Below are 18,729 nucleotides of genomic sequence, written 5' to 3' on the forward strand. Positions count from 1 at the left end.
GCGGGGCTGTATCAATCTGCGGCTCCGCCGCGTGGGCGCGACCAGCCACAACGAACCCGCACCCTTCGTACCGCCCTCACAGCGGTGCACCCCGCACGCCGCCGCACAATGCCGTGCGGCCCCACTCCAGGAGGTAACCCCGACATGACCAACGGCCTCACCCGCACCGTCCTGATCATCGGCGGAGGAACCTCCGGAAACGCCCTGACCGTCCTCCTGCGCCGAGCCGGCATCACGGTCGACCTCGTCGAGGCGAGCCCCGACTGGAAGGCCGCCGCCGGTTCCGGCATCACCCTTCAGGGCAACGCCCTGCGCGTGCTCCGCGAGGTCGGGGTCCTCGACGGCATCGAGAAGGACGGGTACGCGGCCGACGGCGTCGCCATCCTCACCCCCGGCGGCACGGTGATCTACGCCCATGACGAACTCCGCACCGGCGGCGAGGACCTGCCCGCCCACATCGGTATGCAGCGGCCCGGGCTCCAGCAGCTCCTCATCGACCAGGTGCGCTCCTCGGGCGCCGAGGTCCGCCTCGGCACGACGGCCACCGCCTTCGAGCAGGACGGCGAGGGCGTGGACGTCACCTTCTCGGACGGCACGAGCCGCCGCTACGACCTGGTGGTCGGCGCCGACGGACTGCACTCCGCCACCCGCGACATGATCGGCATCACCGAGAAACCCGAACCCACCGGCATGGGCATCTGGCGCGCCCCCGCGCCCCGCCCGGCCGGCGTCAGCCGCACCGAGATGATGTACGGCGGTCGCTGTTTCATCGCCGGGTACTGCCCGACCAGCGAGGACACGATCTACGCCTACCTCGTGGAACGGGCCCGCGACCGGGCCTCGCTGGACCCCGACGCGTACGCCGACGAGATGCGAGCGCTCAGCGAGGGCTACGGCGGGGTGTGGGAGGAGATTCGCACCGCGTTCACCGATCCGAAGGCCGTCAACTACGCGTACTTCGACCAGCTCCTGGTCGAGGGCCCGTGGCACCGCGGCCGGGTGGTGCTGGTCGGTGACGCCGTGCACTGCTGTCCGCCCACGCTCGCCCAGGGCGCCGCGATGTCCCTCGAAGACGTCCTGGTCCTCGCGGAGCTGCTGACCGGCCACGACGACTGGGACGACCAGCTCCTCACCGACTACCGCGCCCGACGGCTGCCCCGTGTACGCCTGGTCGTCGACGCCTCCGTCCAGATCGGCCGGTGGCTGCTCGACAGGGCGCCCGACCAGGAGCGCGGCAAGGATGTGGCGGCGCTGATGGGCCGCACGATGAACGCTCTGAAGGAACTCCCGTGACCGAGCCTCTCTCGCCCCCGACGATCGACGTCCACGCCCACCTCCTGCTCCCGGAGGTCGAGGAGGCCGTCGCCGGCCGGCCCGGACTGGCCGAGGCCCGCGCCCTCGACGCCCGCCGCAACGGCCCGGCGGCCCTGGCCGTGAACGGTCCCATGGTCGGCGCACGCGTGCCGAGGCTGACGGACATCGCCGTACGCCTCGCCGCCATGGACGCGCAGGGCGTGGACATCCAGCTGGTCAGCCCGTCCCCGTCGCACTACCACTACTGGGCCGACCGTCAATTGGCCGAGTGGCTCTGCCAGTCGGCCAATGAAGGCACCGCCGCGCACTGCGCGAAGTCCCCCGACCGGCTGCACGGCCTCGGCCTGGTCCCGCTCCAACACCCCGACCTCACGGCGGAGTTGCTCGACCACGCACTCGACCAGGGCCTGAAGGGCGTGGAGATCTCCTCGCACGCGCCCGGTCACGAGCTGTCGGATCCGGCGTACGAACCTTTCTGGTCCCGTGCGGAGGAGACGGGTGCCGTCCTCTTCCTGCACCCCTTCGGCTGCACGCTCGACGAGCGTCTCGACCGGTGGTACCTGTCCAACACCGTCGGCCAGCCCACCGAGAACGCGGTCGCCCTCTCCCACCTGATCTTCTCCGGCGTCCTGGACCGCCATCCGGGCCTGACGCTGATCGCGGCGCACGGCGGCGGTTATCTGCCCACCCACATCGGCCGCTCCGACCACGCCTGGCGGGTCCGCCCCGACGCCCGGGACTGCGCGCGGGAACCGAGCAGCTATCTGAAGCAGCTGTACTTCGACTCCCTGGTCCACAACCCGTTCGTACTGCGGGAGTTGATCCGTGCCGTCGGCGCCGACCGGGTCCTGCTCGGCTCCGACTTCCCCTTCGACATGGGCACCGACGACCCGCTGGACGCGCTGCGCACGGCCGGTCTGCCCGACCACGACTTCCACGCGGTGCGGGGCGGCAACGCCGCCGCCCTGCTCAACCTCGTCCGAGGAGGAACCCCCCATGAGTGACCGTCCGCTCACCCACCTCCGGCACGTCGACCTCGCCGTGCCCGACTACGACAGGCAACTCGACTTCTACGCCGGCGTGTGGGGCCTGACCAAGGTCGCCGAGGACTCCGGGATCTCCTTCCTTGCGGCCGAGGGCTCGCCCGAGCAGTACGTCGTACGGCTGCGGAAGGCGGACGAGAAGCGGCTCGACCTGGTGTCCTACGGTGCCGCGAGCGCAGCGGACGTGGACGCTCTCGCCGAGCAACTGCTCGCCGGGGGCGTCCAGTTGGTCTCGCAGCCGGGCAAGGTGGACACGCCCGGCGGCGGTTACGGCTTCCGTTTCTTCGACATCGACGGACGCACGATCGAGGTCTCCGCCGATGTCGAGGTCAGGCAGCACCGCCGGATCGAGGAGAAGGAGGCGATCCCGGTCAAGCTGTCGCACGTCGTCCTCAACTCGCCGGACCTGGACAGGACCCGCGGCTGGTACGAGCGCCACCTCGGCTTCCGCCACTCCGACACGCTCAGCTCGCCGTACGTCGGTGACGTCATGCACTTCATGCGGATCAGCAACCAGCACCACTCCATGGCCATCGCGAAGGGCCCGCACACCTCCCTGCACCACGTCTCCTTCGAGATGCGCGGCCTGGACGAGTACATGCGCGGCTCCGGCCGGGTGATGCGGGCGGGTTTCCAGAAGGTCTGGGGCCCGGGCCGGCACATGGCGGGCGACAACACGTTCACCTACTTCCTCGATCCGCACGGCAACACGGTCGAGTACACAACGGAGTTGGAGCTGCTCGACGAGGACACCTGGCATCCCCACGTCTACGACTTCTCGCAGCCCGAGGTCACCGACCAGTGGGGCACGGCGAACCCGATGAACGAACTGGTCGCCAAGGAGTCCTTCAACGACGTCGACCACGGGGTGTTCGTCGCCCCGCCGGTCTGAGAGGCCACTCATGCGCATCGCCACCTACCTGCACGAGGGGCGTCGCCACTGCGGCATCGTGGAAGGCAGCGTCGTACGAGCCCTGCCGGACGGCACCTCACCGCTCGAAGCCGTCGGCGCCCGCCCCGTGGGCGCGCCCGTCCCACTGTCGGAGGTACGGCTGCTGCCGCCGCTCCAGCCGCCCACCGTGCGGGACTTCGTCACCTTCGAGGAACACGTCGAGGGCGTACGGCGGTCCGTGGACGGGGCCGCCGGGGTGCCGGAGCAGTGGTACGCGGCCCCGACGTTCTACTTCACCAACCCGTACGCGGTGTACGGCGCGCACGACGACATCCCGATGCCGCCGGGGTCGAGCGTGCTCGACTTCGAACTGGAGGTCGCGGCGGTGATCGGCAGGGAGGGCCGCGACCTCAGCCCCGAACAGGCCCGCGAGCACATCGTCGGCTACACGATCCTCAACGACTGGTCCGCCCGCGACCTCCAGTCGGCCGAGATGCGCGTGGGCCTCGGCCCCTGCAAGGGCAAGGACACCGCGACCACGCTGGGCCCGTACCTGGTCACCGCCGACGAGTTGGAGAAGTACCGCGACGGGGACGGCTTCCTGCGCCTCGCGCTGACTGCCGAGATCAACGGCGAGGTGGTCGGCAAGGACCTGCTGTCCAACATGAGTTGGACGTTCGAGGAGATGGTCGCCTACGCCTCGCGAGGCACCGCCGTCCGCCCCGGCGACGTCCTCGGCTCGGGCACCTGCGGCAACGGCGGGTGTCTGGCGGAGCTGTGGGGCGTACGAGGCCGCCAGGATCCGGCGCCGCTCCGGCTCGGCGACACGGTGACGCTCACCGTGGAGGGCATCGGCAGCGTCTCCAACACCGTGGTGGCCGGGCCCGATCCGGTACCTGTGCCGGTCGCCCGGCGCAGGCTGCGGGAGCGGCCGTGACCGACGCGCGCCCGCAGAGGCTCCTCGGCAGGGTCGTCGTGGTGACGGGCGCGGCGGGCGGTCAGGGTGCCGCCGAGGCCGCGGCGCTGACCCGGGAGGGCGCCCGGGTGATCGCCACCGACGTGGCGGATGCACCCGGCTGCCGCCGCCTCGACGTCACCGGCGAGAAGGAGTGGGCCGAACTCGCCGCCGAACTACGGGAGTCGTACGGACAGGTGCACGGCCTGGTCAACAACGCGGGCGTCACCTGGCGGGCCCGCATCGACGACGTACGCCCCGAGGACATGGCCCGGGTCCACGCGGTCAACGTCACCGGTCCGCTGCTGGGCATCCAGCATCTCGTGCCCTTGATGCGGCCGGGGGCGTCGATCGTGAACGTCGGTTCGTCGGCGGCGCTGACCGCCCACTATCCCGTCGCGTACACGGCCAGCAAGTGGGCGTTGCGCGGCCTGACGAGGACCGCCGCCATGGAGCTGGGGCCGCGCGGCATCCGTGTGAACATCGTCCACCCCGGCTTCATCGAGACGGACATGACCGCGTTCGCCGCACCGGCGTTCCGCGAGGCGAACCTCCTCGGGACACCCCTCGGCCGCACCGGGAGCGTCGACGACATCGCCCCGCTGGTGACGTTCCTGCTGTCCGACGACGCGTCCTTCATCACCGGCGCCGAGATCCCGGTCGACGGCGGCCTCACAGCACATGGCGGCGCCAAGCCGATCTCGGACGCCTTGCACCCGTAGAACTCGGACGCCCTGGACCCGTAAGAGCAGAGCAGAAAGGCCCACTCCCCATGGACAAGGTCCGCGCGAGCGCCGCCGAGGCGGTCGCCGACATACCCGACGGCGCGTCGCTGGCCGTCGGCGGCTTCGGCCTCAGCGGCATCCCCGACGTGCTCATCAAGGCCCTGCACGCCCAGGGCGCCACCGGCCTGAAGATCGTGTCGAACAACTGCGGTGTGGACGGGCGCGGACTCGGAGTCCTGCTGACCGACGGCCGGATCGCCCGCGTGACCGGCAGTTATGTGGGCGAGAACAAGGAGTTCGCCCGGCAGTACCTGTCGGGCGAACTGGAGGTGGAACTGGTGCCGCAGGGCACGCTGGCCGAGCGGCTGCGGGCCGGCGGAGCGGGCATACCGGCCTTCTACACGCCGGCGGGAGTGGGTACGCAGGTGGCAAAGGGCGGGCTGCCCTGGCGCTACGCGTCCGACGGCACGGTCGCCCTGGCCTCCCCGCCCAAGGAGACCCGCGACTTCGCGGGCCGCGCGCACGTCCTGGAGCACGGCATCACCACCGACTTCGCCCTCGTACGGGCCTGGCGCGGCGACCGCCACGGGAACCTGGTCTTCCGCAGGTCCGCCGTCAACTTCAACCCGCCTGCCGCGATGGCCGGCCGCATCACCGTCGCCGAGGTCGAACAGCTCGTGGAACCAGGCGAGTTGATCCCGGATGAGATCCATCTGCCGGGCATCTTCGTCCAGCGGATCGTGGCCCTCACACCAACTCAGGCCGCCGAGAAACACATCGAACGCCTCATGATCTCCGCGCCGCCGACCGGAGAAACGGTGAGCAACTGATGCCCTGGGCCCGCGACCGGATGGCCGCCCGTGCCGCCGCCGAACTCACCGACGGCTCCTACGTCAATCTCGGCATCGGCCTGCCCACCCTGATCCCCGGCCACCTCCCGCCGGGCGTCCAGGTGGTCCTGCACTCGGAGAACGGCATCCTGGGCACCGGCCCGTACCCGGCCGAGGACGAGATCGATCCGGATCTCATCAACGCGGGCAAGGAGACGGTCACCGTCCTGCCCGGCGCCTCCTTCTTCGACTCGGCCCTCTCCTTCGGCATGATCCGCGGCGGCCACATCGACACCGCCGTACTCGGCGCCATGCAGGTGTCCGCCGCCGGCGACCTCGCCAACTGGATGATCCCCGGCAAGACGGTCAAGGGCATGGGCGGCGCGATGGACCTCGTCCACGGCGCCCGCCGCGTGATCATCCTCATGGAACACACCACCAAGAACGGCAGCCCGAAGATCGTCAAGGAGTGCACCCTCCCGCTCACCGGCGAACACTGCGTCCACCGCATCATCACCGACCTCGGCGTCCTCGACGTCACACCGGAGGGCCTCGTACTCGTGGAGTGCGCGCCGGACGTGACGGCCGAGGACATCGCCGACCGCACGGACGCACCCTTGATCCGTAGACCTTGAGACGTGGGAGCGTCGACCGACAGGCTCCCTTGCCCTCCCCCTCCCACCCACCTACCCTGAGTTTGTGCCGCTGATAAACAAACCCCGGACGGGCGACAGCACCACCCCCGACAACACCCTCACCCGCCTCCGCATCGCCATCACCGTCTTCTTCGCCCTCGACGGCTTCGTCTTCGCGGGCTGGGTCGTCCGCATCCCGGCCATCAAGGAGCAGACCGACGCCTCCGCCAGCGCCCTGGGCCTCGCCCTGCTCGGCGTCTCCGGCGGAGCCGTCGTCACGATGATCCTCACCGGCCGGCTCTGCCGTCGCTACGGCAACCACCGGGTCACCGTCGCCTGCGCCGTCCTCCTCTGCGTCAGCGTCTCCCTGCCACCGCTCACCCACTCCGCCCCGGCGCTCGGCGCCGTCCTGCTGGTTTTCGGCATGGCCTTCGGCGGCATCAACGTCGCCTTCAACAGCGCCGCCGTGGAACTGGTCGCCGCGCTGCGCCGCCCGATCATGCCCAGCTTCCACGCCGCGTTCAGTCTCGGCGGCATGCTCGGCGCCGGACTGGGCGGGCTCGTGGCCGGGGTCCTCTCCCCCACGCGCCATCTGCTCGGCCTCACCGTGATCGGGCTGTTCGTCACCTTCTTCGCGGGCCGCACCCTGCTGAGCCACCAGCCCCCGAGCCCACCGGAGAGCACGGCGCCGAAGGAGAACACACCCCGCCGTGTGGACCCCCGCGCCCGTCGTCTGGTGATCGTCTTCGGCCTGATCGCCCTGTGCACGGCGTACGGCGAGGGGGCCCTGGCCGACTGGAGCGCCCTGCACCTCGAACAGGACCTGCACGCCTCACCAGGTGTCGCGGCCGTCGGTTTCTCCTGCTTCGCGCTCGCCATGGCCATCGGCAGGCTCAGCGGCACAAGGATGCTCGAACGGCTGGGTCAGACCCGCACCATGGTGTCCGGCGGCGCGATCGCCACGGCCGGCATGCTCCTCGGCGCGCTCGCCCCGTCCCTGTGGGCGGCGCTCCTCGGCTTCGTGATCACCGGGCTCGGCCTCGCCAACCTCTTCCCCATCGCCATCGAACGCGCGGGCGCACTGGCCGGCCCCGACGGAGTCGCGGTCGCGTCCACGCTCGGCTACGGCGGCATGCTGCTGGGCCCGCCCGCCATCGGCTTCATGGCGGACTGGTTCTCGCTCCCCACCGCCCTCACCAGCGTCGCGGCACTGGCCGCCATGGCAGCCGTCATCGGCTTCGTCACCCGACGCGCGACAGAACACTGACGGCCAAGCTTTCGCGAGGCAGCCCTCGCCCGGAGCACGATGCCGGGGCCCGATGCCCGGGCCCGCCGTCTCACGGCCGCTCCGGAACCTGCTCCCTCGGGACACCGACGCGGCCCGACGCAGCACGTTCGAGGAAGCCTCGGACGGTGGGGCATTCCAGGTGGCTCGGCGCCGGGCAGGCAGCGGCGTGCCGCAAGGAATCACGGAGGACGCCGAGTCCCGACGAGCCGGGGCAGTTCGCCTTCGCGGACCCGGACAGGATCCACCGCATCCTGACGGAGAGCAGCTGGACCGGAATCGACATCCGGCCGATCGACATGGCCTGCGCCCTGCCCGAAAGGGAGTTGGACCGCTACTTCACCCTGCTCGGCCCAGTTGGCCCGATCCTGCGTGACACGGACGACCGGACTCGCACCCAGGTCACCGAAACGGCCCGCGCCGCCTTCGACGCGTACTGGCACGGCACGAACGTCCGCTTCACCGCAGCCTGCTGGACGGCCGGCGCCCGAGCATCGTCCGCGCCGACCGACTCGACCGGAACCGCCCACGCCTGAGCGGCGGATCACCGCCTCCCCACGCCCTCAACGAGGCGTGCCCGGCGTCGACCTCGCGGGCTCAGGCTCAGCCCTCTGCCGGGGCCAGCACCACGAAGTCCGCGTTCGCCGGGTCGAGGCAGACGGCCAGCCGGCCGACACCCTCCGCGTCATCGGGCCCCATCTGCACGCTGCCGCCGTTCTCGGTGACCTTGGCGACCGCGGCGTCGCAGTCGGCCACGGCGAAGACCGGATGCCAGTACGACCGCCCGCCCGCCAGGGCGAGATCCTCCTCGCGGACCTCCATGAGGCCGCCCTGCATACGCTCCTCGGGCAGCCCGGGAGCGGTGATGAGGGTGTACGCGCCCCCGCCGCCCGGCATCTCCATGTCGCTGTACCACCAGTCGAAGACACCGCCGTAGAACTCCTTGGCGGCAGCGGCGTCGCGCGTGTACAGCTCGGCCCAGGTCAGGGAGCCCGGCTCGTCGGCCAGTTCGAACCCCGAGTTCTTCCCCGCCTGCCAGACCGCGAACTGGCCCCCCGCGGGGTCGCTGTACTGGGCCATCCGCCCCCAGTCGTCGAGGTCCCTCGGCGCCAGCCGCACCGTCCCGCCCGCGCGCTCCACGGCCCGGGTCGTGGCGTCCGCGTCGGTGACGCTGTAGTAGATCATCCAGGCCGGGCGAGCGCCCTCCTCCGTCAGCCTGCCGAGCCCGGCGACGATCTTGCCGTCCTTCCGGAACATCCCGCCGTCCATGTCCTCCCCCGCACCCATGGACTCGTACTCCCAGCCGAGCACCGCGCCGTAGAAGGCCGCGGCGGCGGGGACGTCGGGGGCACCGAGGTCGAGCCAGCAGGGGGAGCCGGGAGCGAGGTCAGTGGTGATCACGGCGATTCCCTTTCGCAGGTCCTTGTGCCATCAGCCTGACACCCGGCACTGACAATCGCGCGTCGGCCGCTTCAGGGTGCGCACAGCGCCGCCCGACACCACCCCAGTCCCTTGCCTCACACGCCTTTTGTTGCGTAAACATTAAATGCATTCGCATTCGATGCATGTGCATGTACTGTCTCCGCATGACCTCTCCGCTCAACACTCCGGCGACCGACGGACGCTGGACTCCCCGCCTGTGGGGCACCCTGCTGGTGCTCTGCGCCGCGATGTTCCTGGACGCGCTGGACGTGTCGATGGTCGGCGTCGCGCTCCCGTCCATCGGCTCCGAACTCGGTCTCTCCACCTCGACGCTGCAATGGATCGTCAGCGGCTACATCCTGGGATACGGCGGACTCCTGCTCCTCGGCGGCAGGACCGCCGACCTGCTCGGCCGCCGTCAGGTGTTCCTCGTAGCCCTCGGCGTCTTCGCGCTCGCCTCGCTGCTCGGCGGACTCGTCGACTCGGGTCCGCTGCTGATCGCCAGCCGTTTCATCAAGGGACTCAGCGCCGCCTTCACCGCCCCGGCCGGCCTGTCCATCATCACGACGACCTTCGCCGAGGGCCCGCTGCGCAACCGGGCCCTGTCCATCTACACCACCTGCGCGGCCACCGGTTTCTCGATGGGCCTGGTGCTCTCCGGCCTGCTCACCGAGGCGAGCTGGCGCCTGACCATGCTGCTGCCCGCCCCGGTCGCCGTCCTCGCCCTCCTCGCCGGCCTGAAGCTGCTGCCGCGCAGCGAACGCGAGAAGGACCACGACGGCTACGACATCCCCGGCGCGATCCTCGGCACCGCCTCGATGCTCCTGCTTGTCTTCACCGTCGTACAGGCGCCCGAGGTCGGCTGGGCCTCGGCCCGCACACTGCTCTCCTTCCTCGCCGTCGCCGTACTGCTGACCTTCTTCGTCCGCGTCGAGCAGCGCTCCGCCGGGCCGCTGATCCGGCTCGGTGTGCTGCGCTCAGGACCCCAGATCCGCGCCCAGCTGGGTGCGATGGCGCTCTTCGGCTCGTATGTGGGATTCCAGTTCCTGGTCACCCTGTTCCTCCAGTCGCTGCTCGGCTGGTCGGCGCTGCACACGGCACTCGCCTTCCTGCCCGCGGGGGCGGTCGTCGCCCTGTCCGCGACGAAGATGGGCGCGATCGTCGACCGGTTCGGCACCCAGCGGCTCATCGTGGCGGGCTTCGCGCTGATGATCACCGGGTACGCGCTCTTCCTGCGCGTCAGCCTCGACCCGAGCTACGCCACCCTGATCCTGCCGTCGATGCTGCTGATCGGCGGGGCCTTCGCCCTGGTCTTCCCGTCGCTCAACATCCAGGCCACGAACGGTGTCGACGACCATGAACAGGGCATGGTCTCCGGCCTGTTGAACACCTCGGTGCAGGTGGGCGGCGCGATCTTCCTGGCCGTCGTGACGGCGGTGGTCACCGCGGGTACGCCCGAGAACCCCTCGCCGCAGGAGGTCCTCGACGCCTACCGGCCCGGGCTGATCGTGGTGACGGTCATCGCCCTCGTCGGCCTGCTGGTCACCCTTCCCGGTCTGCGCACCCGACGTCCGGGGCAGTCCGTCGTCGTCGCGAAGTCCCTTCAGCCGCAGGAGGAGACGACCGAGCGAGTCGCGGCCCGCGACTAGGGAGACCTGTCCAACTTCCGTGCCCGGCCGGCGGCTTGCCCGGCCGGGCACCCGCCTGTTTCACTCACCGGATGGACAATTACGGGGGACATCTGGGGCAGGGCCGTACGCGAAGCTCCCAGGCTCGGCGGGACGCGGTCACCATCGAGATCGGATACGCCCTGTGCAGTGCCGTGTTCGTAGCGGTCCTCGTCTTCGGGGTGGTGGCCGGTCCTGCCTGGGTCTTCGTGCTGTCGGACACCGCGCAGGACGTGCTCATCGCCTCCGGGTCGACGCTGGGCGCCGTTCTCTTCGCGTGGCGCGTGGTGAGCGTACTGAACCGCTTCACCCACGAAAGCGACGGACGGCAACGGATCACGACGGACGACGACGGCACCGGTGAGGCTCAGCCCAGCCAGCCCGGCCGGACCAGCCCCGACTCGTAGGCCAGCACGACCAGTTGGGCCCTGTCGCGGGCGCCCAGTTTCACCATCGTGCGGCTCACATGGGTCTTGGCGGTGAGCGGGCTGACGACCAGGCGCCGGGCGATCTCCTCGTTGGACAGGCCGATTCCGACCAGGGCCATCACCTCCCGTTCCCGTCCGGTGAGCCCGGACAGGGCGTCGGCGGCGGCCGGTTCCTTCGAACGGGCGGCGAACTCACCGATCAGGCGCCGGGTGACCCCGGGTGAGAGCAGTGCGTCGCCCGCGACCACCGCCCGTACGGCGCGCAGGAGTTCGTCCGGCTCGGTGTCCTTCACCAGAAAGCCGGAGGCCCCGCAGCGGATCGCCTCGAAGACGTACTCGTCGAGTTCGAAGGTGGTCAGCATGACCACCTTGACGTCGTTCAGCGCCGCGTCGCCGGTGATCCCGCGAGTCGCGGCCAGCCCGTCCAGCACGGGCATCCGGATGTCCATCAGGACGACATCGGGCCGCAGTTCGCGTACGCCGCGCAGCGCCTCCTCCCCGTCGGCGGCCTCCCCGGCCACCTCGATGTCGGGCTGCGCGTCGAGCAGCGCCCGGAACCCCGCGCGGACCAACGACTGGTCGTCGGCGAGCAGTACACGGATCACCGGTCCTCCTTCACCGTCTTCACCTTGAGCGGCAGCACCGCAAGCACCCGGAAACCGCCGTCCGCGCGCGGCCCCGCCTCGATCGTGCCACCGAGGGCGGCGGCCCGCTCCCGCATCCCGGCCAGCCCGTTCCCGCTGCCGCCCGCGTCGGCGCCGGTCGCGGGCCCGTCGTCGTCGACGCGCAGCCGCAGCGCGCCGTCCGCCCCGTCGACATCGACCCGCACGCGCGCGTGCCGCGATCCGGAATGCCGTACGACATTGGTGAGGGCCTCCTGGACGATCCGGAAGGCGGCGAGATCGGCACCCGGCGGCAGCTTCGGCACCTCGCCCCGCACCTCGACGGTCAGTCCGGCCCCCGCCGCCTGCTCCACCAGCTCGGGGAGGCGATCGAGCCCCGGCGCCGGAGCGCGCGGCGCGTCACCCGGCGTACGCAGGGTGTCGAGCACCTGACGCACCTCCCCGAGCGCCTCCTTGCTGGCCGCCTTGATGGTGGTGAGCGCGGTGCGGGCCTGCTCGGGGTCGGAGTCGAGCAGCGCGAGCCCGACCCCGGCCTGCACATTGATGACCGAAATACTGTGCGCGAGTACGTCGTGCAGTTCGCGCGCGATCAGCAGCCGCTCCTCGTCGGCGCGCCGCCGGGCGGCCTGGGCACGCTCGGCCCGCTCCCGGTCCCACTGCTCCCGCCGCACCCGGACCAGCTCGGCGACCGCCACGATCGCCACCACCCAGGCGGCGACCACGATCTCCTGGCCCCAGGCAGCAGGCTCGTCCCCGGACGGCGGCAGCCACCGGTACAGCCAGTGCGCGATCAGCACATGCCCGGCCCACAGCATCCCGACGGCTGCCCAGGCCGCCTTGCGGTGCCCGGCGACGACAGCGCTGAAGCAGCCCAGGGCGACGGTCAGGAAGACCGGCCCGTACGGATATCCGGCGCCGAGATAGACCATGGCGGCCGTGGCCGTGCCGAAGGCGACGAGCACCGGGTGCCGGTGCCGCCACAGCAGCAGTCCCGAACCGGCGACCAGCAGGAGCCGCGCGAACAGGTCCAGGTCGGCGCGCTCACCCACCTGCTGCTCGGCGGCGTACTTCGAACCAGCGAGGACGAAGACGGTCAGCAGTACGGTGGAACGCCAGGGCCAACGGTCGGCGCCCTGTTCCGTTCCGGGCCCGCTCTCCCCGTCCCGGCGGTTCCACCACGGCGGCCCGTGTCCCCACCACCGGGGCGGGTCTCCCCCGCGTCCCCCTGCGCGTTGCTCGTCCATGTCGGCCACGCTAGACGGCACGACCCGGCGACGGCGTCCGCCGGGCGAGGTGATCAGCCGTACTCCCCTGGAAGTACGAGACCGGTGGCCGCCCCTCCCGATCCCTCGTCCACCGCCTCTACCGCTTCTCCGGGAACACCAGCCCCACCCCGTGGGCGATCCGGCTCACTGAGTGCCGGAAGAACGTCTCCCGGTCCTCCACCACGCGGTTGAACTGGCCGAACAGCTCGAACCCGACCAGCCCGTACACCTGCGCCCAGGCCGCGACGAGCGCCGCAGCCACCTCCGGCGGGAGGTCGGGGGCGAGGTCGGCGGCCAACCGCTCGGCCTCCGGGCGCAGTTCGGCGGGGATCGGGGTACGGGCCACACCAACGGTCCGGTGGGCGTCCCGCACGATGCCGATCAGGAGGAGGCCGACCCGCGAGGCGGCCGGGACCGTCGTGTCGGGTGCGGTGTAGCCGGGGACGGGCGAGCCGTAGATCAGCGCGTACTCGTGGGGATGGCCGAGGGCCCAGCCGCGCACCGCCTCGCACACCGCGACCCAGCGGCGCAGCGGGCCGGTGTCCGCGACGGCGGCGTGGGCGGTCTCGGCGGCCTGGCCCAGGGAGTCGTAGGCGTCGATGATGAGAGCGGTCAGCAGGTCGTCACGGCTGGGGAAGTAGCGGTACAGCGCGGAGGAGACCATGCCCAGCTCGCGGGCGACGGCCCGCAGCGAGAGCTTGGCTGCGCCTTCCGCCGCCAACTGTCTGCGCGCCTCGTCCTTGATCGCCGACGTGACCTCGATCCGGGCGCGGGCGCGGGCTCCTTGTGCGGTGCTCATACGTGCGAGTGTTCCATGTTTTCAGAGCAGTGCACACAAACGAGAGCACCGAACTAAAAAGAGAGCAGTGCTCTTGCTTTGGATCACCGATCTCCGACACACTGCTCTCAAGCGAGAGCAGTGCTCTCGCAAGCACCGCTCTCGCGCTCAGCACCACTCTCGCGCTCGCTGCTTCCAGGAGGACACCATGACGTCGCCGTCGGCCCACTACATCAAGCCCAAGCCCTTCGACCGGGCCCTCAACAACCTCATCGGCTGGCTCGCCCGCCACGGCGTGAGCCTCATGGGCAGCGCCGAGCTGTCCGTGCTCGGCCGCAAGAGCGGCGAGTGGCGCAAGGTGCCCGTCAACCCGCTGCCGTACGAGGGCGGCCCGTACCTCGTCTCGGCGCGCGGGCACTCCGAATGGGTGCGGAACATGCGCGCCGCCGGTGGCGGACGGCTCAAGGTCGGCCGCCGGGTCCAGGAGTTCACCGCGGTCGAGCTGCCGGACGCGGAGAAGCCGGTCGTGCTGCGCACCTACCTCAAGAAGTGGGGCTGGGAGGTGGGGCGTTTCTTCGGCGACGTCGACGTCAACTCCACCGACGAGGAACTGCTCGCCGCCGCCCCCAAGCACCCCGTCTTCCGGATCACCGTCAATCCGTGAACACCATCAGGCCGTGAACACCGTCAAACCGTGGGCACCATGAACGCCTATCGGTCGAGCGCGGTCAGGGCGCGCCCGGCCATCGGGTGGGTGCGCACCAGCTCGCCCAGTGAGGTGGAGCCACGGGTGATGTCCCGGAAGGCGTTCCACGCGGGGCGGAAGCCGGTCAGGGCGGCGTGGAAGACACCGGGGCGCCGCTCGAACGCCTTCAGCATGCTCCGGCCGACGGCCATCTCGACGCCGAGCCCCGCCTTGATCGCGAACGCGTAGTTCAGGGCCTGGCGGCGCGTGTCCACGGCGTCGTGCGCCTCCGCGATCCGGACCGCCCACTCCCCCGCGAGCCGTCCCGAGCGCAGGGCGAACGAGATGCCCTCGCGGGTCCACGGCTCCAGCAGGCCCGCCGCGTCCCCGCACACCAGCACCCGGCCGCGCGAGAGCGGCGAGTCGTCGGCGCGGCAGCGCGTCAAGTGGCCGGAGGAGATGCTCGGTTCGAAGCCGGCCAGCCCCAGCCGGGCGATGAAGTCCTCCAAGTACCGCTTGGTGGCCGCGCCTTCACCGCGCGCGGAGATCACGCCCACGGTCAGCGTGTCCCCCTTGGGGAACACCCACCCGTAACTGCCGGGCATCGGGCCCCAGTCGATGAGCACCCGCCCCTGCCAGTCCTCGGCGACGGTCTCCGGCACCGGGATCTCCGCCTCCAGGCCGAGATCCACCTGGTCGAGTTTCACCCCGACGTGTGCTCCTATGCGGCTGGCGCTGCCGTCGGCGCCCACAACAGCCCTGGCCAGCACGGTCTCGCCGCCCTGGAGGACGACGGCGACCGTCCGCCGGTCCGGCACCGCCGAGCCGTGCTGCTCGACCCGCGACACCGTGGCGCCCGTACGCAGTTCGGCGCCCGCCTTCTGGGCGTGCTCGACGAGCTGCTGGTCGAACTCGGGCCGGTTGATCAGGCCGAACAGCATCTGCTTGGAGCGGCGGGTGCGGGTGAAGCGGCCGTTGTGGGAGAACGTGACCGCGTGCACCCGGTCCTGGAAGGGCAGTTCGAAACCGGGGGGCAGGGAATCGCGCGAGGGGCCGATGATGCCGCCGCCGCATGTCTTGTAGCGGGGCAGTTCCGCTTTCTCCAGCAACAGCACGGTGCGGCCCGCGACCGCCGCCGCATACGCGGCCGAAGCCCCCGCCGGTCCCGCGCCCACAACAACGACGTCCCACACCCGCGCCACGTCGTCCGCCGAAGAGTTCTCGCTGCTCACGATGGTCTGCTGCTCCTGATCCATCCGCCTGCCGCACCTGTTCCCCCGCATCCTACGGCGGGCGTCGCCACAGTCCGCTGTGGGAGGATCACAGGACTTCTTCCGTACAACGTCGCACCCACAAGGAGCGTGCCCATGTCGTCGAATCCGGTCGCCGAGACCGTCGCCTCCCTCATGCCGAGGGCTCGGGCGGAGCTGACCGAACTGGTGGCGTTCAAATCGGTGGCGGACTTCGAACAGTTCCCGAAGAGCGAGAGCGAGGGCGCCGCGAACTGGGTCGCCGACGCACTGCGTACCGACGGCTTCCAGGACGTGGCCCTGCTCGACACCCCGGACGGCACGCAGTCGGTGTACGGCTACCTGCCCGGCCCCGAGGGCGCGAAGACCGTCCTCCTGTACGCCCACTACGACGTGCAGCCGCCGCTCGACGAGGCCGGCTGGGTGAGCCCGCCGTTCGAGCTGACCGAGCGCGACGGCCGCTGGTACGGGCGCGGGGCCGCCGACTGCAAGGGCGGCTTCATCATGCACCTGCTCGCGCTGCGCGCCCTCAAGGCGAACGGCGGCGTCCCGGTCAACGTCAAGGTGATCGCCGAGGGTTCGGAGGAAATGGGCACGGGCGGTCTGGAGCGGTACGCCGAGGAACACCCGGAGCTGCTCGCCGCCGACACGATCGTCATCGGCGACGCCGGCAACTTCCGGGTCGGTCTGCCTACGGTCACCTCGACACTGCGCGGCATGACCATGCTGCGGCTCAAGGTCGACACCCTCGAAGGCAACCTGCACTCGGGCCAGTTCGGCGGGGCCGCGCCCGACGCGCTGGGCGCCCTGATCCGCGTACTCGACTCCCTGCGTGCCGAGGACGGTTCGACGACGGTCGACGGGCTCACGGACGAGACGTCGTGGGACGGACTGGTGTACGACGAGGAGCAGTTCCGCAAGGACGCCAAGGTGCTCGACGGCGTCGAGCTGATCGGCTCCGGCCCGGTCGCCGACCGTATCTGGGCGCGCCCCGCGGTCACGGTCCTCGGTATCGACTGCCCGCCGGTGGTCGGCGCCACCCCGTCCGTGCAGGCGAGCGCCCGCGCGCTGGTCAGCCTGCGGGTGCCGCCGGGCGTGGACGCGGCGGCGGCGACCAAGCTGCTGGAGGCGCATCTGGCGGCGCACACACCGTGGGGCGCGCGGGTGAGCACGGAACAGATCGGCCAGGGCCAGCCGTTCCGCGCCGACACCACCAGCCCGGCGTACGCGGCGATGGCCGAGGCCATGGCGGTCGCGTACCCGGGCCAGGAGATGCAGTACGCGGGCCAGGGCGGCTCGATCCCCCTCTGCAACACGCTCGCCTCGCTCTACCCGCAGGCCGAGATCCTGCTGATCGGCCTGAGCGAGCCGGAGGCCCAGATCCACGCGGTCAACGAGAGCGTGTCCCCGGAGGAACTGGAACGCCTGTCGGTGACAGAGGCCCTGTTCCTCCGGAACTACGCGGCGTCCTGACCTACCCACCCGAAAGAACCGAAGCCCCGCGACCGCCCGGCGGGCGAAGCCGCCCGGCCAGGGGCGCCTCCCCGCATACCGGTAGGCGTACGGCGCCGTAGCAGGTGAAGTCGCCGTGATCCGGACGGCAGGACCGGGACCTGCCCGACGGCCCCGCCGCAGACGCGGCGTCCGCGCGCCGGTCCACGGTGTGTCGGCCCCCGCTCGCCTGCGTCGACAGGCCCCGGCCGCCCCGCGGCCTACTCCACCTCGGCCTGCCCCACCGCCACCCCCGCCTCCAGATAGAGCGCGGCGCCCCGCTCGCGCGCCCGCAGCGCCCCGCGCAGTCGCTCGTAGCGGACCGGTGGCAGCAGGCCGGCGGCCTCCTCCTCGGTGACGAAGCGCCAGTCGCGCAGTTCGGGGCCGGGCAGCAGCAGCCGTCCGGCCTCGGTGCTGTCGAGCCGTCCGCCGTCGAAGAGGAGACGGAGTCCGCCGTAGCCAGGCGGTGCGGGCGGCTCCCAGTCGATGACGAGGAGACGCGGTACGTCGGTGAGGCGGATCCCGGTCTCCTCTTCGACCTCGCGGATGCCCGCGCGCGCGGGCGCCTCGCCCCGTTCGACGACCCCGCCGGGGAACTCCCAGCCGGCCTTGTAGGTGGGGTCGACGAGCAGCACCCGGTCCTGCTCGTCGAACAGCAGGACCCCGGAGGCCACCGTCTCGCCGGTGGGTTCCGGGGTCTGCACGATGTCGCACACCGGCGCTGTTCCGGCGCTGACCGCTTCGGCGATCCGCACGGCCGTCTCGTACGGAGTGAGGGCGCTGGTGTCGACCGGGTGGGCGTCGGCGGTGAGCCAGGAGGCGAGCGCCGTCCGGTACGGCTCTATCTGGTCGTACGACCACTGCCGTATCCGTATCTCCGCGTCGGGGAGGTCTGGCGGGACCTCCCGGGTGGCTATTCGCTCGCGCAGGATCGTTTCCGCCGGGGCGAGGAGCACATGCCGGACCGTGATGCGGCGGGCGGCGAGACCGCCGAAGATCTCGTCGCGGTACTCCTGGCGCAGGACCGTCATGGGCACCACGACGGTGCCGCCCAGCTCGGCGAGCATGGCCGCCGCGGTGTCCACGACGAGCCGCCGCCAGATCGGCAGGTCCTGGAAGTCGCCGACCTCGGCGAGGCGCTTGGGCGGCAGCAGTTGTGCGAGTGCCCCGCCGATGACCTCGGGGTCGAAGAGCGTGCTGTTCGGGATCAGTTCGATCAGTTCTCGTGCGGTGGTGGTCTTCCCCGCACCGAACGCGCCGTTGACCCAGACGATCACGTTTCCCCCTCTTCTGTTGGACCCCTGAGGCTTGCCCGCTCCACCCTGCCACGGAAACCAGATCACGTTGAGGCCGCCGACACAGTGGCGGGGGGGGGGGGGGGCCCCCCGCCCCCCCCCCCCGCCCGCCCCCACCCCCCGCCGCCACGCCGCGCCGGGGCCGC

At 71.2% G+C, this 18,729-nt stretch carries 19 protein-coding genes; 13 read left to right on the forward strand and 6 right to left on the reverse strand.

The genetic code is table 11. From position 1 onward, the window contains the following. The first annotated feature begins 144 nt into the window (after window positions 1-144). The 9 genes from ACWDR4_RS26670 (at window position 145) to ACWDR4_RS26710 (ending at window position 8,215) form a co-directional block, all read left to right on the forward strand. Window positions 145-1,293: an FAD-dependent oxidoreductase gene (locus ACWDR4_RS26670; RefSeq protein ID WP_450412329.1), complete on the forward strand. Its 1,149-nt coding sequence runs from the start codon at window positions 145-147 to the stop codon at window positions 1,291-1,293. Next, complete coding sequence (locus ACWDR4_RS26675; protein ID WP_450412331.1) at window positions 1,290-2,318, forward strand: amidohydrolase family protein; 1,029 nt, start codon at window positions 1,290-1,292, stop codon at window positions 2,316-2,318. The genes ACWDR4_RS26670 and ACWDR4_RS26675 overlap by 4 nt, the downstream gene beginning before the upstream one ends. Next, window positions 2,311-3,249, forward strand: coding sequence for a VOC family protein (locus tag ACWDR4_RS26680; protein ID WP_450412333.1), 939 nt, complete (start codon window positions 2,311-2,313; stop codon window positions 3,247-3,249). Before ACWDR4_RS26675 ends, ACWDR4_RS26680 begins: the two co-directional genes overlap by 8 nt. A 10-nt stretch (window positions 3,250-3,259) precedes the next feature. Continuing rightward, a complete protein-coding gene (locus ACWDR4_RS26685; RefSeq protein WP_450412335.1) occupies window positions 3,260-4,186 on the forward strand; it encodes a fumarylacetoacetate hydrolase family protein in 927 nt (308 codons plus the stop codon). After that, the gene (locus tag ACWDR4_RS26690) at window positions 4,183-4,926 is read left to right on the forward strand and encodes an SDR family oxidoreductase (protein WP_450412337.1); all 744 of its coding nucleotides are present in this window, start codon (window positions 4,183-4,185) and stop codon (window positions 4,924-4,926) included. Before ACWDR4_RS26685 ends, ACWDR4_RS26690 begins: the two co-directional genes overlap by 4 nt. 50 nt (window positions 4,927-4,976) lie before the next feature. Continuing rightward, window positions 4,977-5,759, forward strand: coding sequence for a CoA transferase subunit A (locus tag ACWDR4_RS26695; protein WP_450412339.1), 783 nt, complete (start codon window positions 4,977-4,979; stop codon window positions 5,757-5,759). Further along, window positions 5,759-6,394, forward strand: coding sequence for a 3-oxoacid CoA-transferase subunit B (locus ACWDR4_RS26700; protein ID WP_450412341.1), 636 nt, complete (start codon window positions 5,759-5,761; stop codon window positions 6,392-6,394). Before ACWDR4_RS26695 ends, ACWDR4_RS26700 begins: the two co-directional genes overlap by 1 nt. A 64-nt stretch (window positions 6,395-6,458) precedes the next feature. Beyond that, on the forward strand, window positions 6,459-7,661 hold the full coding sequence (locus ACWDR4_RS26705; protein ID WP_450412343.1) for an MFS transporter: 1,203 nt from the start codon (window positions 6,459-6,461) through the stop codon (window positions 7,659-7,661). A 146-nt stretch (window positions 7,662-7,807) separates the two neighbouring features. Then, entirely contained in the window at window positions 7,808-8,215 is a 408-nt protein-coding gene (locus ACWDR4_RS26710) for a hypothetical protein (protein ID WP_450412345.1), read from the forward strand. A 67-nt stretch (window positions 8,216-8,282) separates the two neighbouring features. On the opposite strand, the gene ACWDR4_RS26715 is transcribed toward ACWDR4_RS26710, so the two are convergent. Beyond that, window positions 8,283-9,080 carry a VOC family protein gene (locus tag ACWDR4_RS26715; RefSeq protein WP_450412347.1) on the reverse strand — a complete coding sequence of 266 codons (798 nt, stop codon included), beginning with the start codon at window positions 9,078-9,080 and terminating at the stop codon, window positions 8,283-8,285. Window positions 9,081-9,265: 185 nt separating this feature from the next. On the opposite strand from ACWDR4_RS26715, the gene ACWDR4_RS26720 reads away from it, so the two are divergent. Beyond that, window positions 9,266-10,750 (forward strand): MFS transporter, encoded by a 1,485-nt coding sequence (locus ACWDR4_RS26720; protein ID WP_450412349.1) that lies wholly within the window; start codon window positions 9,266-9,268, stop codon window positions 10,748-10,750. 71 nt (window positions 10,751-10,821) lie between these two features. After that, window positions 10,822-11,175, forward strand: a complete 354-nt coding sequence (locus ACWDR4_RS26725; RefSeq protein ID WP_450412351.1) for a DUF6332 family protein — start codon at window positions 10,822-10,824, stop codon at window positions 11,173-11,175. Here the strand turns inward: ACWDR4_RS26725 and ACWDR4_RS26730 are convergent. The 3 genes from ACWDR4_RS26730 to ACWDR4_RS26740 all read right to left on the reverse strand — a co-directional run bounded on the left by ACWDR4_RS26730 (window position 11,136) and on the right by ACWDR4_RS26740 (window position 13,883). Further along, window positions 11,136-11,801 carry a response regulator gene (locus ACWDR4_RS26730; protein ID WP_450412352.1) on the reverse strand — a complete coding sequence of 222 codons (666 nt, stop codon included), beginning with the start codon at window positions 11,799-11,801 and terminating at the stop codon, window positions 11,136-11,138. The two genes, ACWDR4_RS26725 and ACWDR4_RS26730, sit on opposite strands and share 40 nt — an antisense overlap. Further along, a complete protein-coding gene (locus tag ACWDR4_RS26735) occupies window positions 11,798-13,072 on the reverse strand; it encodes a sensor histidine kinase (RefSeq protein WP_450412369.1) in 1,275 nt (424 codons plus the stop codon). Before ACWDR4_RS26735 ends, ACWDR4_RS26730 begins: the two co-directional genes overlap by 4 nt. A gap of 109 nt (window positions 13,073-13,181) precedes the next feature. Further along, complete coding sequence (locus ACWDR4_RS26740) at window positions 13,182-13,883, reverse strand: TetR/AcrR family transcriptional regulator (protein ID WP_450412353.1); 702 nt, start codon at window positions 13,881-13,883, stop codon at window positions 13,182-13,184. A 187-nt stretch (window positions 13,884-14,070) separates the two neighbouring features. On the opposite strand from ACWDR4_RS26740, the gene ACWDR4_RS26745 reads away from it, so the two are divergent. Beyond that, window positions 14,071-14,526, forward strand: coding sequence for a nitroreductase family deazaflavin-dependent oxidoreductase (locus tag ACWDR4_RS26745; protein ID WP_450412354.1), 456 nt, complete (start codon window positions 14,071-14,073; stop codon window positions 14,524-14,526). A 47-nt stretch (window positions 14,527-14,573) separates the two neighbouring features. Here the strand turns inward: ACWDR4_RS26745 and ACWDR4_RS26750 are convergent, their stop codons facing one another. After that, the gene (locus ACWDR4_RS26750) at window positions 14,574-15,779 is read right to left on the reverse strand and encodes a geranylgeranyl reductase family protein (protein ID WP_450412371.1); all 1,206 of its coding nucleotides are present in this window, start codon (window positions 15,777-15,779) and stop codon (window positions 14,574-14,576) included. Between the two features lie 135 nt (window positions 15,780-15,914). Here ACWDR4_RS26750 and ACWDR4_RS26755 point away from each other — a divergent pair, with 135 nt between their 5' ends. Beyond that, the gene (locus ACWDR4_RS26755) at window positions 15,915-17,270 is read left to right on the forward strand and encodes a M20/M25/M40 family metallo-hydrolase (RefSeq protein ID WP_450412356.1); all 1,356 of its coding nucleotides are present in this window, start codon (window positions 15,915-15,917) and stop codon (window positions 17,268-17,270) included. A 239-nt stretch (window positions 17,271-17,509) separates the two neighbouring features. On the opposite strand, the gene ACWDR4_RS26760 is transcribed toward ACWDR4_RS26755, so the two are convergent. Beyond that, window positions 17,510-18,565 carry an NUDIX hydrolase gene (locus ACWDR4_RS26760; RefSeq protein WP_450412358.1) on the reverse strand — a complete coding sequence of 352 codons (1,056 nt, stop codon included), beginning with the start codon at window positions 18,563-18,565 and terminating at the stop codon, window positions 17,510-17,512. Window positions 18,566-18,729 lie beyond the last annotated feature (164 nt).

Source organism: Streptomyces sp. NPDC000878 (assembly GCF_053599695.1).